Annotated in this window: 15 protein-coding genes; 8 read left to right on the top strand and 7 right to left on the bottom strand. The window is 68.4% G+C overall.

Annotated features, from left to right (window positions below; genetic code table 11):
* Positions 1-4122, top strand: a 4122-nt coding sequence (locus V7702_RS06925) for a translocation/assembly module TamB domain-containing protein (protein ID WP_335649408.1), incomplete at its 5' end; no start/stop codon positions are given.
* On the opposite strand, the gene phhA is transcribed toward V7702_RS06925, so the two are convergent.
* Complete coding sequence (phhA, locus tag V7702_RS06920) at positions 4116-4985, bottom strand: phenylalanine 4-monooxygenase (RefSeq protein ID WP_335649407.1); 870 nt, start codon at positions 4983-4985, stop codon at positions 4116-4118. The two genes, V7702_RS06925 and phhA, sit on opposite strands and share 7 nt — an antisense overlap.
* 81 nt (positions 4986-5066) lie before the next feature.
* Positions 5067-5396, bottom strand: coding sequence for a heat shock protein HspQ (hspQ, locus tag V7702_RS06915; protein WP_335649406.1), 330 nt, complete (start codon positions 5394-5396; stop codon positions 5067-5069).
* 165 nt (positions 5397-5561) lie between these two features.
* On the opposite strand from hspQ, the gene V7702_RS06910 reads away from it, so the two are divergent.
* From V7702_RS06910 to guaA, 6 genes are all read left to right on the top strand, one after another.
* A complete protein-coding gene (locus V7702_RS06910; RefSeq protein ID WP_335649405.1) occupies positions 5562-6659 on the top strand; it encodes a Ppx/GppA phosphatase family protein in 1098 nt (365 codons plus the stop codon).
* Positions 6656-7372: an RlmE family RNA methyltransferase gene (locus tag V7702_RS06905; protein ID WP_335649404.1), complete on the top strand. Its 717-nt coding sequence runs from the start codon at positions 6656-6658 to the stop codon at positions 7370-7372. Before V7702_RS06910 ends, V7702_RS06905 begins: the two co-directional genes overlap by 4 nt.
* 105 nt (positions 7373-7477) lie before the next feature.
* Complete coding sequence (guaB, locus tag V7702_RS06900) at positions 7478-8941, top strand: IMP dehydrogenase (RefSeq protein ID WP_335649403.1); 1464 nt, start codon at positions 7478-7480, stop codon at positions 8939-8941.
* 4 nt (positions 8942-8945) lie between these two features.
* Positions 8946-9341: an MAPEG family protein gene (locus tag V7702_RS06895; RefSeq protein ID WP_335649402.1), complete on the top strand. Its 396-nt coding sequence runs from the start codon at positions 8946-8948 to the stop codon at positions 9339-9341.
* 9 nt (positions 9342-9350) lie between these two features.
* Positions 9351-10631: an RsmB/NOP family class I SAM-dependent RNA methyltransferase gene (locus tag V7702_RS06890; protein ID WP_335649401.1), complete on the top strand. Its 1281-nt coding sequence runs from the start codon at positions 9351-9353 to the stop codon at positions 10629-10631.
* 42 nt (positions 10632-10673) lie between these two features.
* Complete coding sequence (guaA, locus tag V7702_RS06885; RefSeq protein ID WP_335649400.1) at positions 10674-12242, top strand: glutamine-hydrolyzing GMP synthase; 1569 nt, start codon at positions 10674-10676, stop codon at positions 12240-12242.
* A 13-nt stretch (positions 12243-12255) separates the two neighbouring features.
* On the opposite strand, the gene V7702_RS06880 is transcribed toward guaA, so the two are convergent.
* Positions 12256-13362, bottom strand: coding sequence for an aldo/keto reductase (locus V7702_RS06880; protein ID WP_335649399.1), 1107 nt, complete (start codon positions 13360-13362; stop codon positions 12256-12258).
* An 80-nt stretch (positions 13363-13442) separates the two neighbouring features.
* Here V7702_RS06880 and V7702_RS06875 point away from each other — a divergent pair, with 80 nt between their 5' ends.
* The gene (locus V7702_RS06875) at positions 13443-14081 is read left to right on the top strand and encodes a TetR/AcrR family transcriptional regulator (protein WP_335649398.1); all 639 of its coding nucleotides are present in this window, start codon (positions 13443-13445) and stop codon (positions 14079-14081) included.
* Positions 14082-14091: 10 nt separating this feature from the next.
* On the opposite strand, the gene V7702_RS06870 is transcribed toward V7702_RS06875, so the two are convergent.
* From V7702_RS06870 to coxB, 4 genes are all read right to left on the bottom strand, one after another.
* Positions 14092-16506 carry a membrane-bound PQQ-dependent dehydrogenase, glucose/quinate/shikimate family gene (locus V7702_RS06870; protein ID WP_335649397.1) on the bottom strand — a complete coding sequence of 805 codons (2415 nt, stop codon included), beginning with the start codon at positions 16504-16506 and terminating at the stop codon, positions 14092-14094.
* A 62-nt stretch (positions 16507-16568) separates the two neighbouring features.
* The gene (locus V7702_RS06865; protein WP_335649396.1) at positions 16569-16913 is read right to left on the bottom strand and encodes a hypothetical protein; all 345 of its coding nucleotides are present in this window, start codon (positions 16911-16913) and stop codon (positions 16569-16571) included.
* A complete protein-coding gene (gene ctaD, locus V7702_RS06860) occupies positions 16910-19426 on the bottom strand; it encodes a cytochrome c oxidase subunit I (protein WP_335649395.1) in 2517 nt (838 codons plus the stop codon). The genes V7702_RS06865 and ctaD overlap by 4 nt, the downstream gene beginning before the upstream one ends.
* Positions 19423-20007: a cytochrome c oxidase subunit II gene (coxB, locus tag V7702_RS06855; protein WP_335649394.1), complete on the bottom strand. Its 585-nt coding sequence runs from the start codon at positions 20005-20007 to the stop codon at positions 19423-19425. The genes ctaD and coxB overlap by 4 nt, the downstream gene beginning before the upstream one ends.
* Positions 20008-20140: the final 133 nt, after the last annotated feature.

The following is a 20140-nucleotide window of genomic DNA, read 5'->3' as shown; positions in this document are numbered from 1 at the left end:
CGCCTGGCGGTGGCGGCCATGGTGGTGGTCGCCCTGGTCGGGGCGCTGTTTGCGGCTGTGCGGTTCGGCGCGATGGCGCCGCCGACTCTCGGCCTGGTCGAGGCGCGCACCGATGGTCTGGCGATCGGACGGTTCGGCAACCTGAAGATCGAGGGCCTCAGCGGCGACCTGTTCCGCGATTTTCGCATCCGCAAGCTGACCATCGCCGACGAGGCCGGGGTCTGGCTCGAAGCCGAAAACATCGCCCTGGAATGGAGTTACCTCCAACTTTTGCGGCGCCAGTTTCATGCCGAGAGGCTGACGGCCGAAGAGGTTCGGGTGCTGCGCCGCCCGATCCTGACGCCCAAGAAGGACGAGACTGCCGGCCTGCCGGTCCGGATCGTCATCGACCAGGCCCAACTGCGCCTCGCCCTGTCGCCGGAGTTCAGCTACGAGCGCGGCCTCTATGACGTCACCGCCAGCCTGGATCTTCGCCGAAAGGGCCGCGGTCAGGCCGGCGAGATCAAGGCCCGGAGCCTGCTGCGCCCCGGCGATCACCTGGATGCGCGCTTTGACCTGGGCAAGACTCGGCCGCTGCTGATCGACGTCTCAGCGTTGGAAAGCCAGGGGGGCGCCATCGCCGGTTCGCTGGGCCTGCCCGCTGACCAGGTCTTCCGCCTGGAGATCGACGCCGCCGGCGCCATGGCCGAAGGCCGGTTCGAGGCGATCGCCCAGTCCGGCGAGACCACGCCATTGCGCGCCAATGGGGGGTGGAACCCGCAAGGGGGCAGGGCGGTTGGCCGGCTGGCCCTCGACGCCTCCAGCCTGACGGCGCCGATCGCGGCGCGGCTTGGTCCGCTGGTCACCTTCGACATCCAGGGACAGGGGGTGGACGAGGGGCTCTACAACATCACGGCCCGGTTGGCGGCCGATAATCTGACGCTCCGCGCCGTGGGGCAGGCTCACCCCGGCGAACGGCGAACCGGACCCCAGGGGCTCAGCCTGGTGGCCGAGACCGGCCAGCTCTCCCAGCTCACCGGTGGGCCGGAGACTGGCGCGGCGCGAGTGGCCGGGGTCCTGCGCGGCCAAGCCGACAATATGACCTTCGTGGGCGAGGTTAGCGTCCAGTCCCTGGCCGCCGGCGGCTATGCGCTGCGCCAGGTGAGCGGACCGATCGAGCTGATCCGTAATTCTCGTGGGGTGGCGGTGGACGCCGACCTCACCGGCGCCGGCGGGACCGGCCGTGGCTATCTGGCCGCCCTGCTCGGGCGCGCGCCCACCTTATCCCTGACAGCCGAGCGTCTCGCCGACGGGCGCATCCTGGTCCGTAGTCTGGACGCGGCCGGCGCTGGCCTGGCGCTCCAGGCCAGCGGATCCCGCGGCGTGTTCGGCGGCCTGAACGTGCGAGGCTCGACCCGGCTCTCGAACCTCGCCGAGGCCCGCGCCGGCGCCTCGGGCCAGGTCAGCTTCACCTGGTCGGCGGAGCGGGGCCGGCAGGCCGACGCCCCATGGCGTCTGCGGCTCGACGGCGGTGGCCAAGACCTGGCGACCGGCTATGCCCAACTTGATGAACTGCTCGGCGGCGGGCCGCAGATCGAGGCGCGGGCCACCTTGGCCAACGGCAGGTTCGCCCTGGACAGCGCCACGCTTGATGGGCAACGCCTGCAGGCAGAGAGCGCGGGCGTCTACGGCCCGGATGGGGCGCTGCGCTTCAAGGTCGATTGGAGCGCCGAAGGACCATTGCGGGCGGGGCCTGCGGAATTCACCGGCGACGCCGAGGGGACCGGCGCACTGACCGGAACCCTGGCGGCGCCTCAGCTCGACCTGACGGCCCGGTTCGACGAAATCGACGTTCCGCGCATCCCCCTGCGCGACGCCCAACTGACCGTCAGCTTTGGCCGTAGCCGCAGCGAGGGATCGGTGGGCCAGGTGACCCTGGCCGCCGACAGCCAGTATGGACCGGCCCGGGCCCGCGCGGACTTCGCCCTGCCGGCGTCGGGGGTCAATCTCAGCGATATCGCCCTTGATGCGGGCGGCGTGACTCTGAGCGGCGACCTCACCCTGCGCCGGTCGACGCCCTCGCGCGCTGACCTGCAATTGGCGATCGGCCCCGGCGCCCTGATCTCCCGCGGCCGGGTCACGGGGGATGTTCAGATCGTCGATGGCCCCGACGCGCCCCTGGCCGATCTCGACCTGACCGCGCGCGAGGTGGTTCCGGTCGGTTCGGACCTGGCCATTGTGGCGGCGAGCCTGAGCGCCAGCGGCCCGGTGGATCAGCTCTCGTATCAACTTTCAGCCAGCGGCGGCTATTCCGGAGAGCGCTGGAACGTCACGGGCCAGGGGGCCTTGGCCGAGGCTGAGACCGCCCGGACCCTGACCTTCATGGGCGAGGGCGGTTACGGCGACCGAGAAATGTCCACGGTCCAACCGGCCATCTTCCGATTCGGCGATGGAGTGCGGAGCGGCCAGATTCTGTTGGCGACCTCTGAAGCCGGGCGGATCAATATCGACGCCCGGCTCGCCGGCGCCCTGGCCGAGATCGAGGCGCAGATCACCGATGTCGGCCTCGACGTTCTCAATCCCGACCTGGCGGGGCGAGTGAACGCCAACCTCACCCTGACCGGTCGCGGCGAAGAACTTGTCGGTTCCCTGGGGGCTCGCCTGACCGACGCCCGCGGCCGCGGGGCCCCTCGCGCCCAGGGCTTGGACGCGACCCTTGAGGCGGTTCTCAACGACGATATCCTGAAGATCGCTGCGGAGGCGACCAATGAACAGGGTCTGCGGGCTGAGGCGGACCTCTCTCTGCCGACGGTCGCCTCGGCCAAGCCCCTGCGATTGGCGATAAACCGTCAGGCGCCCGTGCGCGGGCAGGTCTTCGCCGATGGCGATGTGGAGCCCCTCTGGGCGCTGCTGATCGATGGCGACCGGACGCTCGGCGGTCGCGTGCGGCTGAACGGCCGTATCGCCGGCACCTTGGCCGACCCCATCCTCACGGGAGACGCGGCCATGGAGAACGGCCGCTTCGACGATGCGCCGACAGGCCTCAGCCTGCGCCAGATCAATGTCACCGCCGCCCTCGCCGAGCGGACCATCGAGGTCAGCGAGGCCCGGGCCGTGGACGGGCTTGGGGGCCGGCTCGACGGATCTGGCCAGATCAGCCTGTATCGGGGCGGCGTGTCGGGCTTCCGCCTGCGGCTGAACGGCTTCCGGTTGATCGACAACGACATCGCCGAGGCCGACGCCAGCGGCGAGGTGACCATCAACCGCAATGCGGAGGGCCGTGTCCGCCTTTCCGGCGATCTCACCATCGACCAGGCCGAGGTCGCGGCCAATCCGCCGACGCCGTCGGGGGTGGTCTCGATCGACGTCATCGAGCGAAACCGGCCTCTGGAGCTGGATCTGAAGCAGAACCTGCGGGCGGCGCCCCAGCGGCGGGGCGATGGCTGGGCCCTGGACGTCAAGCTGAACGCGGCGCGCGGCATCTTCATCCGCGGGCGGGGGCTTGATGTGGAGATGTCCCTCGACGCCGCCGTCACAGGTTCGACCTCCCGGCCGATCCTGTCGGGGGAGGCCCGGGTGGTGCGCGGGGACTATGAGTTCGCCGGCAAGCGCTTCGAGTTTGATGAGCGCGGCGTGGTGCAGCTCTCCACCTCGCCTCAGAATATTCGTCTCAATCTGACGGCCACCCGCGATGACCCGGCGCTGACGGCGGTGATCCGGGTCAGCGGCACGGCGGCCAAGCCGAGTATCCGCCTGACCTCCACCCCGGTGCTGCCCGACGACGAGGTGCTGTCCCAGGTGCTGTTTGGCCGCTCAGCCTCCCAGCTCTCGACCATCGAGGCGGCGCAGCTCGCCGCCGCCCTGTCTTCGCTGGCTGGCGGCGGCGGCTTCGACATCGTTGGGAATCTGCGGGAGTTTGCCGGCCTGGACCGGCTGAGCCTCGGCGGCAACGAGGTCTCGGGCGTGACGGTCGCCGGCGGCAAGTACCTGACCGACGATGTCTATCTGGAGATCATCGGCGGCGGCCGCGCCGGGGCGACGGCCCAGGTCGAATGGCAGGTGCGGCGCAATCTCTCGATCATCTCGCGGCTCACCGGCGAGGGCGACAGCCGCCTGGCCGTCCGCTGGCGGCGCGACTACTGAGCCGCCAGTCGGCTGCGGTGATAGGTCTGGTCGCCCCGGTGAATCACCGCGTCTTGGGCGGCGAGTTCGCCGATGGGGATGTCGTCCAGGGTTTCGAGCTGCCGGTAGATAGGCGCAAAGTCCTGGAGGCTGGCCTCCAGTAGCTCTTCAAGGGACGGGATGACGAAGTAGGTCGGCTGGAAGTCATCGATCCGATAGGGGGTCCGCATCACCCTGATGAGGTCAAACCCCAGGCGGTGGGGGGAGGCGTCCTTGAGGCTGAATACGGTCTCGGTGCGCGATGAGACGATGCCGGCCCCGTAGATCCTGAGCCCCTGCGGCGTCCGCATCAGGCCGAACTCCACCGTATGCCAGTAGAGCCGCGCCAGATGGGCCAGGTGGCCGTGGCTCAGGGCGCGACGGCCGCCCCGGCCATAAGCGGCCATGTAGTCGGCGAAGACCGGATCGGTCAGCATAGGCACGTGGCCGAACACGTCATGGAAGATGTCCGGCTCCTGCAGGTAGTCCAGCTGGTCCGGCGTGCGGATGAATCGCCCGGCGGGGAACCGCCGATTGGCCAGATGCTCGAAGAAGACGTCGTCGGGGACCAATCCAGGAACAGCTACGACGCGCCAGCCGGTCAGGCGCTCCAGCTCGGTATTGATGCGCGAGAGGTCGGGTATGCCGCCACGATGCAGGTCCAGGGCGTCCAGCCCCCGGAGAAAGGGCGCGCAGGCCCGATCCTGCAGCAGCCCTGTCTGACGCTCATAGAGGGTGGTCCAGACCTGATGGTCCTGGGCGCTGTAGTCGTCCCAGGCCTGGTCGATGGTCCAATCGGCCGCCGCGCCCTCAGGCGGACTGTGGGGTTTGACGATGTCGCTCATGGCGCAAGGATGCGCGGCGTTTTAGGAAATGTCCGTTCGAAATCGGCGGGTGACCCGCCCATCCCAGAATAGAAGTTGCGCCTAGTGACCGATCCGGGGGCGAAGCGTGTAGTGGTCGCCCTTGAAGGACTCAAACAGCATGGCGGCCTGCGGATGGCTCACCGGCTCGCCGGTCTCGTCGGGCAGCAGGTTCTGCTCGGAGACATAGGCGACGTAGGCGCTCTCCTGGTTCTCGGCCAGCAGGTGATAGAAGGGCTGATCCTTGTGCGGCCGCACGTCAGGGGGGATGGACAGCCACCAGTCCTCGCTGTTTGCGAACTCCGGATCGACGTCGAAGATCACCCCGCGGAATGGGAAGATGCGGTGGCGAACGACCTGACCGATGGCGTATTTGGCGCAACGAGGTTCCATGACAATCTTTTATGCACCACGTTTCCTGACCGGGAGGTGAACGTAGTCATCCTGTCACACTGTGCAAGGCGACGCCTTTCGGCGGGCGAGCGGCCTTGCTACAGTCGCCTCTGAAACGAGCCGGTCGCAGATTCTGACCGACGGCGAGGGGACAGGTGGCGGTCCATGTCTGAGGCGCCTAGAGCGCCCGACACCAGGTTGCGTGCGCGGGACAGAACGACAAAGGACGGGCCGTGCTACGCCGCGCTCGATCTGGGCACGAACAATTGCCGCCTGCTGATCGCCACACCGGCGGCTACAGGTTTTCGGGTGGTCGAGGCCTATTCCCGCATCGTCCGCCTGGGAGAGGGCCTGTCCCAGACGGGCCGTCTGTCGGAGGCCGCCATGGACCGCGCGCTCGCCGCCCTGTCCGTCAGCGCTGAAAAGGTGCGCCGTCGCCGGGTGGTGAAGCTGCGCGCCGTGGCCACCCAGGCCTGTCGTTCGGCGACGAACGGCGAAGACTTCATCGCCCGCGTGGCCAAGGAGACCGGGCTCGACCTTCAGGTCATCACCCCCCAGGAAGAGGCGCGCCTGTCCGTCGCCGGCTGCCTGGGCCTGCTGGACCATGAGGCGCAGGCCGCCCTGGTGGTTGATGTGGGCGGCGGGTCGACGGAGATGTCCTGGGTCGATCTGAGCGGCCAGCCGGAGGCCGACCGAATTCCGCCGATCAAGGCCTGGCTGTCGATCCCGATCGGCGTGGTCACTCTGGCCGAGCGGTTTCCCGAAGGCGCCATGGCCACGGAGTCCTGGTTCCGGGCCATGGTCGATACGGTGAAAGCCGAGATTTCCGCCTTCAAGCGCGCCGACCCCCTGCGGCCGATCTTCGAGGCCGACGCTGCCCATCTGATCGGCACGTCCGGCGCCATCACAAGTCTGGCCGGCATGCACCTGGGCCTTGAGCGCTATGACCGTTCGCAGGTGGACGGCATCTGGATGACTCGGGCCCAGTGCGACGGGGCTGCACAGATGCTGCTGTCCCTGACGGCGGCCCAGCGGGCGCAGCAGCCCTGCATCGGGCCTGACCGGGCCGATCTGGTCCTGGCCGGCGCGGCGATCCTGCAGGCCGTTCAGGAACTCTGGCCCTGTTCGCGGGTGCGGGTGGCCGACCGGGGCCTGCGTGAAGGCGTGCTCATGTCGCTGATGTCGGATAAGGGCGGACGGCGCCGTCGGCGCCGCGGCCCCCGCCGCCGTCGCAGCGGGGCGCGATCCAAGGTGGAAGCATGACCGAGCCGCCCCCCCGCAAGCGCATGGTGCGCCTGCCCACCGCCGGCAGCGATGAGGGCCGGTCCAAGCCTGCGCGCCTGAAGACCGCCAAGCAGAGGACGCCGTCGTCCCAGGCCTGGCTGGAGCGGCAGATCAACGATCCCTTCGCCGCCAAGGCCCGCGCCCACGGCTATCGCTCGCGGGCGGCCTACAAGCTGATCGAGATCGACGACAAGTTCCACTTCCTCAAACCTGGCGTCCGGGTCATCGACCTGGGCGTCGCGCCGGGCGGCTGGACCCAGGTGGCCATCGAGCGCGGTGTGACCCATATCGCGGCCGTGGACCTGCTGCCGGTCGATCCCATGCCGCCGGCCCACATCCTGCAGATGGACATCACCGATCCCGAATGCGGGCCGATGCTGATCGACCTGCTGGGCGGGCCGCCGGACCTGGTCCTGTCGGACATGGCGCCCAATACGGTGGGGCACCGCCAGACCGACCACCTGCGCATCGTCGGCCTGATCGAGGTGGCGACCACTTTCGCCATCAGCGTGCTGAAGCCCGGCGGCGCCTTCGCCATCAAGGCCTTCCAGGGCGGCGAGGTCGGCGACCTGATCCAGAAGCTGCGCCTGGACTTTGCGAGCGTGAAAAACGTCAAGCCCAAGGCCAGCCGCGCGGACTCCTCGGAGACCTATATCGTGGCCACCGGCTTCAAGGGCCGGCCCGAGGACTGAAGCCGTTTCCGGGCGGCTTTCGCGCTAATTCGTCCCGCATCCACCACAAGCCTTGCCCCTACCGCGGCGGACGGCTTATACGCGGCTCGCAAAACGGAGAGTCTCATGGAGATTCGCGAAGGCCTCACCTTCGACGATGTTTTGCTCGAACCCGGCCCGTCCGAGGTCATGCCCACCCAGGTGGACACGACCACGCGGTTGACCCGGGAGATCCGGCTGAACATTCCCATCGTGTCCTCAGCCATGGACACCGTCACCGAAAGCCGCCTGGCCATCGCCATGGCGCAGTCCGGCGGCCTGGGCGTGCTTCACCGCAACTTCACGGTCGACGAGCAGGCCGATCAGGTCCGCGAAGTGAAGCGCTATGAAAGCGGCATGGTCATCAATCCGCTGACCATTCACCCGGACACCACCCTGGGCGAGGTCCGCGAGATCAAGGCCAGACGCCGCATCTCGGGCTTCCCCGTGGTGGAGCGCGACACCGGCAAGCTGGTGGGCATCCTCACCAACCGGGACATGCGGTTCGAGGCCAGCGACGCCACTCCGGCCAGCGCCCTGATGACGACCCAGGGTCTGATCACCGTCGCCGAGGGCGTCGAGCAGGCCGAGGCCCACGACCTTTTGCGCCGCAACAAGATCGAACGCCTGATCGTGGTGGACGACGAGTATCGCGCCGTCGGCCTGATCACCGTCAAGGACATCGAAAAGGCCCAGGCCCACCCCCTGGCGGCCAAGGACAGCAAGGGCCGCCTGCTGGTCGGCGCCGCCTCCACCGTGGGCGATGCGGGCTATGAGCGGTCGATGGCCCTGATCGACGCCGGCGTCGACGTGGTGGTGATCGACACCGCCCACGGCCACAACGCTGACGTCGCCCGCGCCGTCGGCCGGCTGAAGGCCGAGAGCAACCGCGTCCAGATCATCGCCGGCAATGTCGCCACCTATGACGGCGCCCGCGCCCTGATCGACGCCGGCGCCGACGCCATCAAGGTCGGCATCGGCCCAGGCTCCATCTGCACCACCCGCGTGGTGGCGGGCGTCGGCGTGCCGCAACTGACGGCCATCATGGACGCCGTCCGCGCCTCGGGCGATTCCGGCGTGCCGGTGATCGCCGACGGCGGGATCAAGTACTCCGGCGACCTGGCCAAGGCGCTCGCCGCCGGGGCGCAGGTGGCGATGATGGGCTCGGTGTTCGCCGGCGTCGACGAGGCGCCGGGCGAAGTGTTCCTCTACCAGGGCCGATCCTACAAGGCCTATCGCGGCATGGGCTCCCTGGGCGCCATGTCCCGCGGCTCGGCCGACCGCTACTTCCAGAAGGAAGTCTCCGACGCCCTGAAGCTGGTGCCCGAGGGCATCGAGGGACAGGTGCCGTTCAAGGGCCCCCTGGCGCCCATCGTCCACCAGATGGTCGGTGGCCTGCGCGCGGCCATGGGCTATGTGGGCGCGGGCGATCTGGCCCAGTTCCGCGAGCGGGCCAAGTTCATCCGCATCACCGGGGCGGGCCTGCGTGAAAGCCACGTCCACGACGTGATGATCACCCGCGAGGCGCCGAACTATCCGAGCGGGATCTGAGCCCATGGCGATGGCGGTGGAACTTCAGCTCCTGGCGGCAGCCGTGGTTATCGGCCTCATCCAGCTCCTCTGGGGCGCGGCTGCGGCGCGACGCCAGCAGGGGTTGAAGTGGGCCGCCGGACCCCGCGATGAAGCGCGGCCCATCGATGGCGTGGCTGCGCGGCTCGACCGGGCGCTGCGCAACTTCCTGGAGACCTTCCCCTTCTTCGCCGCCGCCGTGATCGTGGCCTATCTGGGCGGCAAGCTCGGGGACCTGACCCTGTGGGGCAGCGTGCTCTATGTGGCGGGCCGCGCCCTCTACGTGCCCCTCTATGCGGCGGGGGTTCCCCTGGTGCGCAGTCTGGCGTGGTTCGCGGCGATGATCGGCCTGATCCTCGTCGTGGCGGCGATTTTCCTGTGAGGCGAGCCTTTGCGTGACGGCGGACGCCTGGCTGCGGCCATCGAGGTTCTGGACGATATCGAGACCCGTCACCGCCCTGTGCGCCTGGCCCTGAAGAGCTGGGGCGAGCGGTCGCGGTTCGCGGGCTCGAAGGATCGCGCCTTTGTCTCGGGCCTGGTGCTCGACGTTCTGCGCAAGCGGCGCTCCCTGGCCTGGCGCATGGGGGCCGACAGCAACCGGGCCGCGGCCATCGGCGCGCTGAAGTTCGAGTGGGACTGGACCAGCCGCGCGGTCGCCGAGGCCTGCGCCGACGCCGAACATGGCCCGGGCGCGCTCACTGAGGCCGAGGCCGCCGCCCTGGAGTCGCCGGCTGACCTGACCGCCGCGCCCGATCCGGTGCGCGGCGACTATCCCGACTGGCTGGACGAGGATTTCGGCCGCGCCTTCGGCGAGCGCCGCGTCAAAGAAGCCCAGGCCCTGGCCGAGCGCGCGCCGGTGGACCTGCGGGTCAACCTGTTGAAGACCGACACGGCGCGCGCCCTGAAGGCGCTTGCGTCCCTCGGCCCCGAGACGGTCGAGCTGCTGGAGGGCGCCATCCGCCTGCCGGCGCCTGATCCCGCGCGCCGCGCCGGCGCCGTGGAGACCATTCCCGCCTTCTCCAAGGGCTGGTTCGAGGTCCAGGACCTGGGCTCGCAGATCGCGGCGACCTGCGCCGGCGAGGTGAAGGGCCGGCAGGTTCTCGACCTCTGCGCCGGCGGCGGCGGCAAGACGCTGGCCCTGGCCTCGGCCATGGGCAACACCGGCCAGATCTACGCTTACGACTCCGACGCCCGGCGCCTCACAGACACCATCCGCCGCGGCGACCGCGCCGGCGTTCGCAACCTGCAGGTCCGTTCGCCAGTGAACCCTGAGCCCCTGGCCGGGCTGGAAGGCAGGATGGATGTGGTGTTCATCGACGCCCCCTGTTCCGGCTCGGGCTCCTGGCGCCGACACCCCGACACCAAGTGGCGCCTGAGCCCCGAGGCCCTGGAGCGCCGCATGGCCGACCAGGACGCGGTGCTGGACACCGGCGCGACCTTCGCCAAGGTCGGCGGCCGGCTGATCTATGTCACCTGTTCGATCCTGCCGCAGGAGGACGAGGATCGGGTCGCAGCCTTCCTCGCCCGCCAGGAGGGCGGCTTTGTCGTCCTGCCCGCCACCGACCGTCCCGAACTCAGCGCCTTTCTCACGCCGCAGGGCTATCTGCGTCTGACGCCTGCGGGCGCCCAGACCGATGGCTTCTTCGTCGCCGTGCTGGAACGCATGCGATGATCCGACACCATTTTCACGGCCCTCCGCCCAAGGCCCCCTGACATGACCGAACTTCTCGAACCCAACCACGAACGCGTCCTGATCGTCGATTTCGGCAGCCAGGTGACCCAGCTGATCGCGCGGCGCCTGCGCGAGAACGGCGTCTATTGCGAGATTCATCCCTACGACAAGATCGAGGACATGCTCGACGTCTTCGCCCCCAAGGCGGTGATCCTGTCCGGTGGCCCGGCCAGCGCCCATGAGGACGAGAGCCCAAAGGTCACGCCGCGGGTCTTCGAGCTCGGCGTGCCGGTGCTGGGCATCTGCTACGGCGAGATGCACATGTGCGCCAAGCTGGGCGGGGCGGTAGAGAGCGGTCATCACCGGGAGTTCGGCCGCGCCGAGATCCTGATCGAGCGGGAAAGCCCGCTGCTGGACGGCCTGGGCGGCGTCGGCGCCAAGGAAACCGTCTGGATGAGCCACGGGGACAAGATCACCGCCATCCCGCAGGGCTTCCATGTGGTGGCGGCGTCTGAGGGCTCGCCCTTCGCGGTGATCGCCGATGAGGGCCGGCGCTTTTACGGCATTCAGTTCCACCCCGAGGTGGCCCACACGCCCCGCGGCGCGCTGATCCTGCGCAACTTCACCCACAAGATCGCCGGCCTGTCCGGCGACTGGACCATGGCCTCGTTCCGCCAGGAGATGGTCGAGCGCATCCGCGATCAGGTCGGCGAGGGCAAGGTGATTTGCGGCCTCTCCGGCGGGGTGGATTCCTCGGTGGCTGCGGTGCTGATCCACGAGGCCATCGGCGACCAGCTGACCTGCGTCTTCGTCGATACTGGTCTCCTGCGTCACAACGAGGCCGAGCAGGTCGTGACCATGTTCCGCGACCACTACAACATCCCGCTGATCCATGTGGACGCTGGCGAGCAGTTCCTGGGCGAGTTGGCCGGCGTCACCGACCCGGAAACCAAGCGCAAGACCATCGGGCGACTGTTCGTCGAGGTGTTCGACCGCGAGGCCGCCAAGATCGAAGGCGCCGCCTTCCTGGCCCAGGGCACGCTCTATCCGGACGTGATCGAGAGCGTCTCGGCCCGCGGCGGACCCTCGGCGGTGATCAAGAGCCACCACAATGTCGGCGGCCTGCCCGACTATATGAAGCTCAAGCTGGTGGAGCCCCTGCGCGAGCTGTTCAAGGACGAGGTCCGCGCCCTGGGCGTCGAGCTTGGCCTGCCGCCAGCCTTCGTCGGCCGGCACCCGTTCCCGGGACCGGGCCTGGCCATCCGCATTCCCGGCGAGATCACGCCCGAGGCGGTCGCCGTCCTGCAGCAGGCCGACGCCATCTATCTGGACGAGATCCGCAAGGCCGGGCTCTATGACTCCATCTGGCAGGCCTTCGCCGTTCTGCTGCCGGTGAAGACCGTGGGCGTCATGGGCGACGCCCGCACCTATGAGAATGTCTGCGCCCTGCGCGCGGTCACCTCGACCGACGGCATGACCGCCGACTTCTTCGAATTCCCGTGGGACGTGCTGGCCAAGGCGGCCACCCGGATCATCAACGAGGTCCGCGGCGTGAATCGCGTCGTCTACGACGTGACCTCAAAGCCCCCCGGCACCATCGAGTGGGAATAGAGGTGCTGGCGGTCTAGCCGCGGGCCGTGACGGAAGCGCCGCCGAACACCAGGTTCTGCCGGGCTTCCGGGGTGAACAGGCCATAGATCATGGCGGCGTCGGGCGTGCTGGCGGCGTCCAGAGCTGCGATCTGTTCGGCCGGAAGGCGCAGATCAGTGGCGGAGATGTTCTCCTTTACCTGTGACGGCCGGCTGACGCCCATCAGCGCTGTATCCACCCCGGGCCTCGACAGCACCCAGGCCAAGGCGACGCGGGCAGGGGGCTCGCCCAGGTCCTGGGCTACCCCTTTCAGGGCCTCGACGATCCGCCAGTTGCGCTCGGTGAACAGGGAGTCGCCAAACGGGTTGGCCCCATCGAGACGCTTGTCGTCTTCGGCGCGGCCTTGGTTGTCGCCGGCCTTGTCTGGAAGCCCGCCGGCGCGAGGGGCCGCCGCCTCGACCGCCGCACGATCATATTTCCCCGTCAGGAGGCCATAGGCCAGCGGGCTCCAAGGCATCATGCCGAGTCCCATATGGCGCGCGAGCGGCAGGTGCTCGGCCTCGACCTCGCGGCTCACGAGAGAATAGAAGTACTGCAGCGCGATGGGAGCCGGCGCCCCGCGGACCGCCGCCAGGGTGGCGAGCTTGGCGACGTACCAGGCCGGGGTGTTGGACAGTCCCCAGTAGCGAATCTTGCCCGCCCTCACGAGCCCCGACATGGTCTCCAGCAGTTCCTCGGGCGGGGTCAGCGAGTCCCAGACATGGATCCAGTAGAGGTCGATATAGTCGACGCCTAGGCGGCGCAGAGACCCCTCCAGCGCAGCGTGAATGTGCGTGGCCCCATTGCCGCCGGCTTGCGGCCCTGAGCCCGTGGCAAAGCCCGACTTGGTGGCGATGACCAGCCGCTCGCGTATGCCCCGCTCGGCGATGATCGCGCCCAGCATCTCTTCGCTGCGCCCGCCGGCATAGACATCAGCCGTGTCCACGAGGTTTCCGCCGGCCTCGACATAGGCGTCGAAAACCGCCGCGGCTTCAGGCCGCGCCATCCCCCAGCGTTCGACGCCGAAGGTCATGGTCCCTAAGGCCAGCGGGCTGACGACGAGGCCCGATCGGCCCAGGTTTCGATAATCTGTCAGGGCCATGGCGCTATAAATCCTAGTGATCGATACGAAAGCCATAGTCGCCATTGCCGGCGTGGGTCAACCGTTATATATCGATCACTATGGAACAACGGTCGCCAGATACGCTATCGGCGCCGGCCCGTCGCCGCACGGGACGGCCCCTGTCGTTTGATCGCGAGGCCGCCCTGGACGCGGCGATGCATCTGTTCTGGCGGCACGGCTACGAGGCGACCTCGGTCGCGGAACTGACCCAGGCCATGGGGATCACGCCACCCAGTCTCTATGGGGCGTTTGGTGATAAGCGCCGCCTGTTTCTGAAGGCGGTGGATCGCTACCTGGGGGGCGGTGCGACCGCCGTTGTCCAGACGATTAACGAGGCCGAGACCGGGCGCGAGGCGGCGCGCGTGCTTCTGACCGCCGCGGCGCTGGGCGACACGGGTGAAAACACCCCGCCCGGCTGCTTGTTGGCCAGCTCGCTTGTCAGCAGCTCGGCGGTCGCCGCCGAGGTTCGTGAGGAACTGGCGGAGATCCGTCGGCGCATCGAGGCCGCGTTGCGCGCCCGTATCGAGGACGATATCCGTGCGGGCCGTGCGCCGGGCCACTGCGACGCCGAGGCTCTGGCGGGCCATGTCTTCGCCGTGGTCCAGGGCATGTCGACCCTGGCCAAGGATGGCGCCGGACGCGACAAGCTGCTTCGTATCGTCGATCAGGCCATGGCCGGCTGGCCTCGACCGGCCTGACGTTGTCGCCTCAGCGATCCTGGGGCAGGGCGTAGGCGATCAGGTCGTCATTGACCGGGGTCTCCATGAAGTGGTGGCCGCCGGCCATGATCACCAGGTACTGCCGACCATCGATCTCATAGGTCATGGGCGTGGCCTGGCCGCCGCCGGGCAGGGCGTCCTGCCAGACGGTTTCGCCGGTCTCCATGTCGATGGCCCGGATCAGGTCGTCGGTGGCTGCGGCGATGAAGATAAGCCCGCCTGCGGTCACCACGGCGCCGCCATTGTTTGGCGTGCCGATCTGTAGGGGCAGCATGGACGGAATGCCGAAGGGCCCGTTCTTGCGGGCCGTGCCCAGGGGGCGGTCCCACAGGGTTTCGCCGCTGCGCATGTCGATGGCCCGGATCCCCCCATAGGGCGGCTGCTTGCAGAGCAGACCGGTGAAAGGCATCCGCCAGCCGGCGTTCACGTCGATGGCATAGGGCGCGCCCATCTGCGGATCGCCGGCGCCTTCGGCCAGGCTGCCGCCGCGGGCCTTGGCCGGGGTTGGCTCGCCGTGGGGGACCCAGCCCTTTTCATTGGCCTCTTCGCGGGGGACCAGGCGGTTGTAGTTGGGCATGTCGTTGTAGTTGGCGATGATGACGCCGCGTTGCGGATCAACGGCGATGCCGCCCCAGTCTGAGCCGCCATTGTAGCCGGGATACTGGATCCAACGCTGATCGACCGTAGGCGGGGTATAGATTCCCTTGTAGCTCGCCTTCCGGAACTGGATGCGGCAGGCCATCTGGTCGATGGGCGACATGCCCCACATGTCCTTCTCGGCGAGCTCCCGCCTAGCCAGGGTGTGGTAGCCGGAGAAGGGCTGGGTGGGCGAGCGTTGTGCAGGCTCGACGCCGCCCTGTGGAACCGGACGGCTCTCAACCGGCGTCAACGGCTGGCCGGTGCGGCGGTCCAGCACATAGAGGTCGCCCTGCTTGCTGGGCAGGAGAAGAGCGGGCACGACGCCGCCCGCGGTAGGATAGTCCACCAGGGTGGCCTGCGATCCCAGATCATAATCCCACACATCCATGTGCACGGTCTGGAAGGCCCAGGCCGGACGCCCGGTATTGACGTCGAGCGCCACCAGGGCTGTCGAATAGCGATTGGCCTCCGGCGCGCGGTCGCTCGACCAGTAGTCGACGGCGGAATTGCCCATGGGCAGGTAAACGAGGCCCAGGGTCTCGTCGCCGGTGGCCGTGGTCCACATGTTCGGCGTGCCACGGGTGTAGGTGTCGCCTTCAGGCGGGCGGCCCGTCAGGTCGGGGCGGGTCATGTCCCAAGCCCAGCGCAGTTCGCCAGTGACGGCGTCAAAGCCCTGGATCACGCCGGAGGGCGCCGAGCGCTTCTGACCGTCCAGGACCTGGTGTCCTGTGACGATGACATCCTGAACGATGACCGGCGGGGAGGTGATCGACACCATTCCCGGCACGATGTCTCCCATGCCGACCTTGATATCGGCCTGGCCATTCCGGCCGAAGCCGGCGCAGGGCGCGCCCGTGCGCGCGTCGACGGCGACAATGCGGCCGTCCAGCGTGCCTTCGATGATCCGGGTCGCACACGGGGCCTCAGGATCAGCATCGGGGGCCTCGTAGTAGACGACCCCGCGGCAGGCGGCTGTGTACGGAATCCAATCATCACTGACCCCGGGGTCATGCCGCCAGATCTGGCGGCCCGTGCGGGCGTCCAGCGCGAACAGGATGTTCTTGGCCGAGCAAAGATAGAGGGTGTTTCCGACCTTCAGGGGTGTGGTTTCGGCGCCGTATTTGTTCTCGGCTCCCGGGGCCGGCAGGTCACCGGTCTCGAACACCCAGGCGCGCTCCAGCCGCCCGACATTGTCCGGGGTGATCTGGGTCAGGGGCGAATAGCGGCGGCTGCTATAGGTCCCGCCATAGGCCGGCCAGTCGGCGCCCACGTCGAGTCGAGAGGGCTCGCCCATGGTCGCGGCGGTCTGTTGTGGGAGAGGCGCGGCGGCGTCGGGGCGATTGGCCAAGCCGATCACCACGCCCCCGACGATCGCGACGATGGCGAAGGCGGCCAGGCCGCCGAGGGCGAGGGTGCGGCCCTGGCGCTGCGGTCTCAAGGGCCAGATCGCCAGGAGCGCCAGAACCAGCAGAACCGAGGGGGCGAAGACCCGGGGCAGCAGCGCCCAGCCATTGAGCCCGACTTCCCATAGAGCCCAGATCAGGGTGGCGACCCAGACGGCCACATAGATCCAGACGCCGGTGACATCTTGTCTGATCAGGAAGAAGCCCGAGGCCAGCAAGCCAAGGCCCGCCAGGAGGTAGTAGGGTGAGCCGCCCAGGGCGAGGAGCCAGGCGCCGCCGCCGGCGAGCACAAGACCGATAAGCGCAAAGATGGCGCCTAACGCCATGACGCCCCACATCGCAGGGCCGCGGGTCGCGGGCATGCTCCCCCTCCTTCAGAATTTTTGCTGCCCCCCGCCAACGGACGAAGAGGCCAGGAGTTCCGTCAGGCGCAGATGCGCACCAGGAACAGCGGCGCACCGAGCCAGGCGGTGGCCACGACGCCGATCACAGCTGTCGCCAGGGTGGCGCTTCTAAGAAACCGCTGGGCTGGCCGGTCTTCGGCGGGCCGCTTCATGGTCCAGACTGCGAAGACGCCGGCGCCGGCGGTCATGACGACCCAGACGCCGATCAGTGTCAGGCGCAGGGGCCACGGGTCCTGGGCGCTGGCCCAGCCTGCGGCGCAGGCGACGCCATGAACCCCGTAGAGGGCGATGAAGGCGAGACTCCAGATCATGAAGGCGGCTACTAGGAGGACGAGACGCCAGAAGTTGCGGGCGGGCGGGATCATGACAGCCAGACCGGACCATGGAGGAGGGCGAGACTGATCCCCACGACGGCGGCGAGATAGAGCCACCAAAGGCGAAGCGTCGCGAACTCCACCCGCCGCTGGATCGACACCCAGCCATGCCGGGCGCGAGCCCAGGCATAGGTGCTGAGGAGGGCGGCGATCAGCCCATGGAAGGCCACATAGCCGCTGATGAAGCTCACAGCCGCGCCATAGGCATGGACGGTCGGTGATGGCGCGGTGAAGACCGGCGTCGCGAGCGCGGCCAGCGCCACCCCAAGCCCTGCCCCCGCCGAAATCAACAGGCCGGCCTGGCTGGAGCCCCGCTCGTCAAGGGCGTTGGCGCGGGCGGCCCGCGAGACCGCCCAGAGCCCGCACGCGACGCTGGCGATCAGCAGGAGCGGCGTGACCGGCTCGCGGCTCAGAAGGTCCGGCGGCGGCCAGTTGGGGGCGACGACCCAGAGGAAGAGATAACCGAACACCAGCGCTCCGAAAAGCACGCCATTGGCCATGAGGGTGAAGACCATGCCCCACAGGGTGGGCGGGTCGGCCGTGGTGGCGTGCGGGGGAGCGGTCTGGCCGCGTCCGATGGCGACGGGCTCTGCGTCCTGCCGCAAACCGGAGTCCCACATCCAGCGCCAGACGCAGGCGACGATCAGCACGAAGGCCAGGGCGGAGACCGGATAGAGCTTGAAGAGGAAGCTCACGAAAAAGAGGCCGGTGGCGAGCGCAGTCCACAGAGGCATGAAGGTGGGACCGGGCAGCAGCACGACCTGCTCGGGCTTGCCGGTCAGCATGTTGACGCCCAGGGTTTCGCGCCAGCCGTTGCGGGGTTCGCCCAGATAGCCTTCGCCCCGGGCCATGGCCGCGGGCAGATCCCTGTCTTCGTGCAGGGGGTCGCGGTCGCCGACCTCAGGCTGAGAGCCGATATTGTAGGCGGGTGGCGGCGTGGGCATGGCCCATTCCAGGGTGCCGGCGTTCCAGGGATTGCGTCGTGTGCGGCGGCCAAAGCGCGCCACCTGGATCACATCGACCAGCACCAGGGCGAAGCCGATGGCCAACACGAAGGACGAGATCGAGCTGACCAGATTGAGCAGGTTCCAGCCCAGGTCGCCGCCATAGGTATAGACCCGTCGCGGCATGCCGAGCAGGCCGGTCAGATGCATGGGCAGGAAGGCGGCGTTGAAGCCCAGGAAGATGAGACCGAAGGCGGTGCGCCCCAGCCCCTCCAGGTGCTTGCGGCCCGAGACGTGCGGCAGCCAGTAATAGATCGCCGCCAGCACCGGAAAGATGAAACCGCCGACCAGGACATAGTGCAGGTGGGCCACCACGAAGTGGGTGTCGTGGGCCTGCCAGTCGAAGGGCACGACGGCGACCATCACGCCGGTCAGTCCGCCGATCACGAAGGTCGACAGGAAGCCGTAGAAGTAAAGCATCGACAGGGTCATGCGCGGTCGGCCGCTGAGCAAGGTGGCCAGCCAGGCGAAGATCTGCACCGCCGTGGGGATCACCACCAGGGTGCTGGCGGCCGAGAAGAAGGCCAGGGACAGGTACGGAATGCCGGTCGCAAACATGTGGTGGGCCCAGATGCCGAAGCTGATGAAGCCCAGTGCGATCAGCGCCACCACGATCCAGGAATAGCCCACCAGCTTGCGGCCGGTGAAGACCGGCAGGACGGTGGAGATGATCCCGGCTCCGGGCAGGAAGATGATGTAGACCTCGGGGTGGCCGAACAGCCAGAACAGGTGCTGCCAGAGCAGCGGGCTGCCGCCGCGGGACGGATCGAAGAACGGCCAGTCGAAGGCGCGCTCCATCTCCAGCAGCACGCTGCCCAGGATCAGGGGCGGGAAGCCGAACAGCATCATGGCGGCGGTCACCCAGAGGTACCAGACCATGATCGGCATACGGTGCAGGGCCATGCCGCCGGTGCGGATCTTCAGGACCGTGGTCATGAATTCCACCGCCGCGCAGACTGCCGAGACCTCGACGAAGGTCACGCCCACCAGCCAGACATCGGAATTGATGCCGGGCGAAAACGGCTTGGAGGACAGGGGGGTGTACATGAACCACCCGCTGTCGGGCGCCACACCCGCCAGCAGGGCCAGGATCAGCATCGAGCCCCCGAACAGGTAGCACCAGTAGCCAAAGGCGCTGAGCCGGGGGAAGGCCAGGTCCCGGGCGCCCAGCAGCTTCGGCAGCATGTAGAGGGCCAGCCCCTCGATCAGGGGAATGGCGAACAGGAACATCATCACCGTGCCGTGCATGGTGAAGACCTGGCCGTAGGCCGCCGCGCTCAGAAAGTCGGTTTCAGGCCCCGCCAGCTGCGCCCGGATCAGCATGGCCAGCACGCCGCCGATCAGGAAAAAGGTGAGCGAGGTGACGATGAAGCGCAGGCCGACGGTGGAATGGTTGACCGCCGACAGCGCCCCCCAGCCCTTCGGCGTGCCCCAGATGCGCTCCAGGGCCTTGTGACGGGCGATGGCGGACATCGCCGGCGGATGGCGGGCGTCTGTCATGGGATGTCTTCCGGGGCGTGGGCCTGCAGGGTGAAGCTCATGGCGGCATGGCCGACGCCGCAGAACTCGGCGCACTGGCCGCGATAGACGCCAGGCTCGGCGACCTGCAGGCGGATGATGTTCACCTGGCCCGGGATAGCGTCGATCTTGCCCCCCAGCCGGGGCAGCCAGAAGCTGTGGATCACGTCGCGGCTGGTGACATGGACCTCGAACGGCGCGCCGGTTGGCACATGCAGAACATCTTGCGTCGGCGTGCGGCCATCGGGGTAGTGGAAGGTCCAGGCCCAGCGTTCGGCGACCGCCTCGATCTTCAGGATGTCCGGCTCCCCGCGTGGACTCAGCCGATCACCCACCAGCAGGGCGGCGACCAGCAGAGCCAGCAGCACGACGGCGGGAAAGATCAACCCGCCCCCGACCAGCATGGCCCTCTCAGGGAGGGCGACGTCGGTGCGGCGGCGGATCAGCGGATAGACCGCCGCTCCGAGCACGCCGACAAAGATGATCGTCGCCCCGGCCAGCATCACCCACCAGAGGACGGCGATCGCGGTCGCAGAGTCGCCGGCCGGCGCCAGGGTGGACAACGGCGTGTCGCAGCCGGCCAGCAAAAGCGTGACTGTCAGGCCGAACCCTTGGCAGGGCCGCAGCGTTCGGCTCCTATGGGGACGACGGAGGAGGCCAGCTTGAAGCAGGATCGATCGCGAGATCCATTTGAGG

Source organism: Phenylobacterium sp., assembly GCF_036963605.1.
In the GTDB taxonomy this organism is placed as follows: Bacteria; Pseudomonadota; Alphaproteobacteria; order Caulobacterales; family Caulobacteraceae; genus Phenylobacterium.
This window is presented reverse-complemented; position numbering and strand designations above follow the sequence as displayed.

Bases quoted from the DNA above. Each gene is read 5' to 3' on its own strand.
- V7702_RS06880 (WP_335649399.1), bottom strand. From the start codon at position 13,362: ATGGCCCTGACAGATTATCGAAACCTGGGCCGATCGGGCCTCGTCGTC.
- V7702_RS06910 (WP_335649405.1), top strand. From the start codon at position 5,562: ATGTCTGAGGCGCCTAGAGCGCCCGACACCAGGTTGCGTGCGCGGGAC.
- hspQ (WP_335649406.1), bottom strand. From the start codon at position 5,396: ATGGAACCTCGTTGCGCCAAATACGCCATCGGTCAGGTCGTTCGCCAC.
- V7702_RS06895 (WP_335649402.1), top strand. From the start codon at position 8,946: ATGGCGATGGCGGTGGAACTTCAGCTCCTGGCGGCAGCCGTGGTTATC.
- guaB (WP_335649403.1), top strand. From the start codon at position 7,478: ATGGAGATTCGCGAAGGCCTCACCTTCGACGATGTTTTGCTCGAACCC.
- guaA (WP_335649400.1), top strand. From the start codon at position 10,674: ATGACCGAACTTCTCGAACCCAACCACGAACGCGTCCTGATCGTCGAT.
- V7702_RS06875 (WP_335649398.1), top strand. From the start codon at position 13,443: ATGGAACAACGGTCGCCAGATACGCTATCGGCGCCGGCCCGTCGCCGC.
- ctaD (WP_335649395.1), bottom strand. From the start codon at position 19,426: ATGACAGACGCCCGCCATCCGCCGGCGATGTCCGCCATCGCCCGTCAC.
- V7702_RS06905 (WP_335649404.1), top strand. From the start codon at position 6,656: ATGACCGAGCCGCCCCCCCGCAAGCGCATGGTGCGCCTGCCCACCGCC.
- V7702_RS06865 (WP_335649396.1), bottom strand. From the start codon at position 16,913: ATGATCCCGCCCGCCCGCAACTTCTGGCGTCTCGTCCTCCTAGTAGCC.
- phhA (WP_335649407.1), bottom strand. From the start codon at position 4,985: ATGAGCGACATCGTCAAACCCCACAGTCCGCCTGAGGGCGCGGCGGCC.
- V7702_RS06870 (WP_335649397.1), bottom strand. From the start codon at position 16,506: ATGCCCGCGACCCGCGGCCCTGCGATGTGGGGCGTCATGGCGTTAGGC.